Origin of the sequence: Streptococcus parasanguinis, from assembly GCF_001074805.1 — a bacterium.
Classification (GTDB): domain Bacteria; phylum Bacillota; class Bacilli; order Lactobacillales; family Streptococcaceae; genus Streptococcus; species Streptococcus parasanguinis_A.
On sequence record NZ_JUPI01000039.1, the window covers coordinates 1 to 4,066 of the forward strand.

General features: G+C 29.9%; 6 protein-coding genes and 1 pseudogene. 2 read left to right on the top strand and 5 right to left on the bottom strand.

What is annotated here, in order from left to right:
* Positions 1-145 precede the first annotated feature (145 nt).
* From ADI76_RS02730 to ADI76_RS02745, 4 genes are all read right to left on the bottom strand, one after another.
* Positions 146-724, bottom strand: coding sequence for an Asp23/Gls24 family envelope stress response protein (locus ADI76_RS02730; RefSeq protein ID WP_049514605.1), 579 nt, complete (start codon positions 722-724; stop codon positions 146-148).
* Positions 725-736: 12 nt separating this feature from the next.
* Entirely contained in the window at positions 737-907 is a 171-nt protein-coding gene (locus tag ADI76_RS10730; RefSeq protein WP_021153478.1) for a DUF2273 domain-containing protein, read from the bottom strand.
* Between the two features lie 11 nt (positions 908-918).
* Positions 919-1,485, bottom strand: coding sequence for an alkaline shock response membrane anchor protein AmaP (gene amaP / locus ADI76_RS02740; RefSeq protein ID WP_049514608.1), 567 nt, complete (start codon positions 1,483-1,485; stop codon positions 919-921).
* Between the two features lie 80 nt (positions 1,486-1,565).
* A complete protein-coding gene (locus ADI76_RS02745; RefSeq protein ID WP_049514611.1) occupies positions 1,566-1,805 on the bottom strand; it encodes a GlsB/YeaQ/YmgE family stress response membrane protein in 240 nt (79 codons plus the stop codon).
* A 653-nt stretch (positions 1,806-2,458) separates the two neighbouring features.
* On the opposite strand from ADI76_RS02745, the gene ADI76_RS02750 reads away from it, so the two are divergent.
* Both ADI76_RS02750 and ADI76_RS02755 read left to right on the top strand, forming a co-directional pair.
* Positions 2,459-2,947 carry a hypothetical protein gene (locus ADI76_RS02750; protein ID WP_239683610.1) on the top strand — a complete coding sequence of 163 codons (489 nt, stop codon included), beginning with the start codon at positions 2,459-2,461 and terminating at the stop codon, positions 2,945-2,947.
* Positions 2,948-3,040: 93 nt separating this feature from the next.
* Positions 3,041-3,475, top strand: a pseudogene (locus ADI76_RS02755) (diacylglycerol/lipid kinase family protein); the annotation flags it as partial.
* A 383-nt stretch (positions 3,476-3,858) separates the two neighbouring features.
* Here ADI76_RS02755 and ADI76_RS11570 read toward each other — a convergent pair.
* A partial coding sequence (locus ADI76_RS11570; RefSeq protein ID WP_239683611.1) for a hypothetical protein occupies positions 3,859-4,066 on the bottom strand: 208 nt, incomplete at its 5' end.

The window sequence follows — 4,066 nt, forward strand, 5'->3', positions numbered from 1 at the left end:
CAGCAGCCCCTTCTTTTTCTGTTTTCTTGTCGCCAGTCAATTTACCGAATCCTTCTTTGACTGCTCCTTTTGCTTGGTTTACTTTTTCTTCTGTAGACATGGTCTTACCTCCGTTTGTATATGTTTTTATATATCCAAATTCAAATTAATGAACACGTGGTTTTTCATTTGATGAAGAGTCAGTTACAGCTTCTACGCCTTCACCAACTTTTTCTTTAACTGCTGAGAATCCATTTCCTAAACCTGTTTTAACATTTTCAAACTGTTCAGATGCGAATTCACCTGTTGATTCAACAACTCCAGTCACACGATCTTGCAAGCTTACTGAGTCAGCTTCATGTTGTTCTTTTGTTTTAATATCAACAACATTCACATTCACTTCAACAACTTCCAAGTCAGTCATCTTAGAAACTTGTGATACAACTACATCTTTAATGTGTTTGTATATTTCAGGAACATTCTTTTGATATTCAACCACGACATTCAAGTCGACAGCAACTTGTTCTTTACCAACTTCAACGTTTACTCCGTTAGCAACATTGTCAGTGTTGATAATCTTATCAGTTAGATTAGAGAAAAATCCTCCATCAACAGCCAACAAGCCATTTACTTTTTCTAAAGAAAGTCCGATAATTTTTTGAATGACTTTGTCTTCGTAAGTCAATTCACCCTTCACATCTTCTGCTTTCGCATTAGTTTCTTTGGTATTTTTTTCATTTGACATGTGAAACTCCTTTTATTTAAATAAATTTTTCTGTTGTAAATAATATCCAACTCCAGCTCCTAAGACGGCGAAGATTAAAACAAATAATGTTTTAAAGAAACCATAGGAGAGAATGAGGCAAGCTAAAATAATACCTGCTAACCCAGACAGGAGTGGATACTGGTATTTTTTAAACCATTCCATTTTTTATTTCCTTACTTTACACGACTCACAGTTTTTTTAGTTGGTTTTTTAGGCTTATAATCCTTTACAGAAACATCAAGCTTAACACCATGGTTTAGTCCAAAAAACTGTGTTAATCCATTACCGATTTCATCTTTTATAGACTGAGTTCTTTTAATAATATTATCTGAAGGAAGAATTTCTCCTTCTACGTAAACTAAACATTTATTTTTCCGACTATTTACACGAACTTTAGGGTTCTTAATGAAGTTGTTTTCATTAACCACACTACGAACAAATCCTTCAATAGCAGAACTTTTTAGTTTTAGTTCACCACCAGCATTTTCTAACTCTATCTCTAAATGTTGTTTAGGATAAAAAATTATCACTAACATAGATAATAAAATTAAAATTGAAAGAACTAAAGTACCCCAAAAAATGTATCTAGAAAGATAATATCCTAAAAAAGAAATCCTCTTCCAATTAATCAAATGGAGCTCTAAACCGCTAACTTTATGATAATCTAGCAAAATAGGAATCAAAATTGTCAAGATTAAAATACAAAATATAAGAGAAAGTATTTTCTTAGATTTTGACATATTGAATCCTTTCACGAATACAATCAAATCATAACCTTGCCCTGTCTTAAAGATTATGATTTATTCTTGAAAAAAGAAAATTATTCCTTCTTCCCCAAGAAGAATGAAACTACACAAACAACAATGACAGCTCCCGCAATTGAAGGAAGCAATGCCATGCCTGCTAAAGATGGGCCCCAACTGCCCAAAAGGGATTGTCCAACTGATGAACCAATTAAACCTGCTAAAACATTAGCAATAATACCCATTGAACCACCTTTTTTGGTAATTCCTCCTGCAATGAGACCAATAAGGCCTCCTACAATAATAGACCATAGCATAATGGGCCACCTTTCTATATCAAAGAATATTTATTTAAATATTATCAATCTCCATTGATTAATAATATTATCAATTTGAATTGATAAAATAAATAGTAGAATTTTAGCTAAAATCTTATTTTGGATATTTTTTTCAAAATATTTTTCTTTGATTGGTATAACTATAAACCTTTACCCAAACAAAGTCAACTAAAATGCTTGGGTATTTTTAAAAAGCATAAATATTCTTGTGTGACAATAAACCTTTATATAGTAAGATTGTTTGCGTTTTCACAACATTTTAATTTATGCTAATTTTTATACTCATTTGTTTATATACCTATAAAAGCGTGTTTAGTCTTGTTTGTTTTCTATATTATTTGTTCTATCTCGATCACTAATAAAATGAATAAAAAATTCACTTTATTGTATTTTGTGTTTAATTTAAGATGATATATCAGTCTCTATTCGATAGAAATTTGAGCTTTTTTAAAAAATTTTTTTAAAATACTATATTTTATAGAGAATTTTTTATAAAATTTGACGTATACTTTTATAAAATGTATAATATTTATATGTAAGCCCTTCCAAGCTAATTTGACTTTTAGCTGCCATTCTAAGAGTGTCTATTCATGACACTCTAATATTTTATTTAGAGAAATTTGGAGATTATTATGGATTTTAGAGAAATATTGGTTCAACCAGAGCATTCAAAACTAAGCGGCTTCAATACTCAACTTGAAGGTTTTGAAAAACTTTTTAGAGATAAGGACTTGTTAGACATCCGAGAAGATTTAACCAAAATTAATAAAGATGAAGTCATCGCTCTTTGTTCAGAAATAAAAGGATATAAATCTGGCTTTTTGGATACATTATCTTTAATTGCTTCAGAGTCTAATATAGGGAATTATAGGAATGTCTTTGAAGAGTTATGGACTGAGTATGAATTTGATAATCGTATCGATGACTTACTTGATCGTTACCCGTATACAAACGTTGAAGAACGGATTGATTATAAATTGTTAGAAGAGTACGGAACAACCTCACGCGAAGAGGTAGCCAGAATGATTATCGAGGATTTAGATACTTCATCAGATGGAGAGGCTAAAAAACTATTCCTTCAAGAGTTTCTCTCTATGCAAAAGAGAGAAAATGATAACTAATAATCTTTAATATCTTCACTACCATTTTTTCGGTGTATTAAGAGGAAAAAGTTAATAACATGGCACTATTTTTGTGTTCAAATTTTTCAAAATATAGAAAATAAAACAAAATTTGGGATCTTCGCATATGCATTAAATACAATGAAGTCAATCATAAAAGACGATGTGTTTAATATTCATATTGAAACTGAAAATGGAAGTTATAACGGTGAGGCCAGTCAAGTCTTAGTCTTATTATCCAACTATTACGCTGATAAAAAACTATTTGACGAGAATAAAGATGGATATGGAAATATCTTAATTTTAAAAGATGCCTCCATCCTTTCTAAACTATCTGCAATTCCAGATTTGTTAAAAGGAGATGTTGTGTCAAATGATCACATCGAATATATTAAAGCAAAAAATATTAGAATTTCTTCTGATACTGAGTTAGAATCAGATGTTGACGGTGATAAATCAGATAAACTTCCAGTCAAGATTAAAATACTTGGAAATCATATCGAAGTATACTCATTATCAAAAGAATAATTTATTTTTTCTAATAGAAATCTAAACGACCAAAAAGAGACTTGCGTATAGTCTCCTTTTTTTACTATATAGTCAATAAATTATAACAGATTGACAATTTTATAATTGCTCACGACATAAGACGTTGTTAGATACTTTTACTTTCTAAAAAACCTTTTGCCTATCCAAATATAAATAAGGTTTCTTATCCTCCACCACACGTTCTAAACATTCAATTCTAAGATAACCAAAAAATGTTTTTAGCTAATCATTGTCAATTATGTACTTTATTTAAGTGAAAACTAAAAATTTTTCAATTGTACATTCATACAAAAACACGGCTCATGAATCATGGCCATGTTATATTTTACTTAAGCTAGTTAGCTAGTTCTCTTAGTTAATATTTACTTACCTTTTATTTGCTTTAAGTCCTTTATCTCTTTTAGAATACTAAAAATATAGAAACTAAATAGAACTATACATAAAAAAGATATAACAAAGAAACCAAACGGAAGTTTTCTTCCCATACCAGCTACTACTCCAAGGGATAAAATACCGATAGCCATTATGGAAATTATGAGGATAAACCACAAGTAAATCATGTAAAACTTA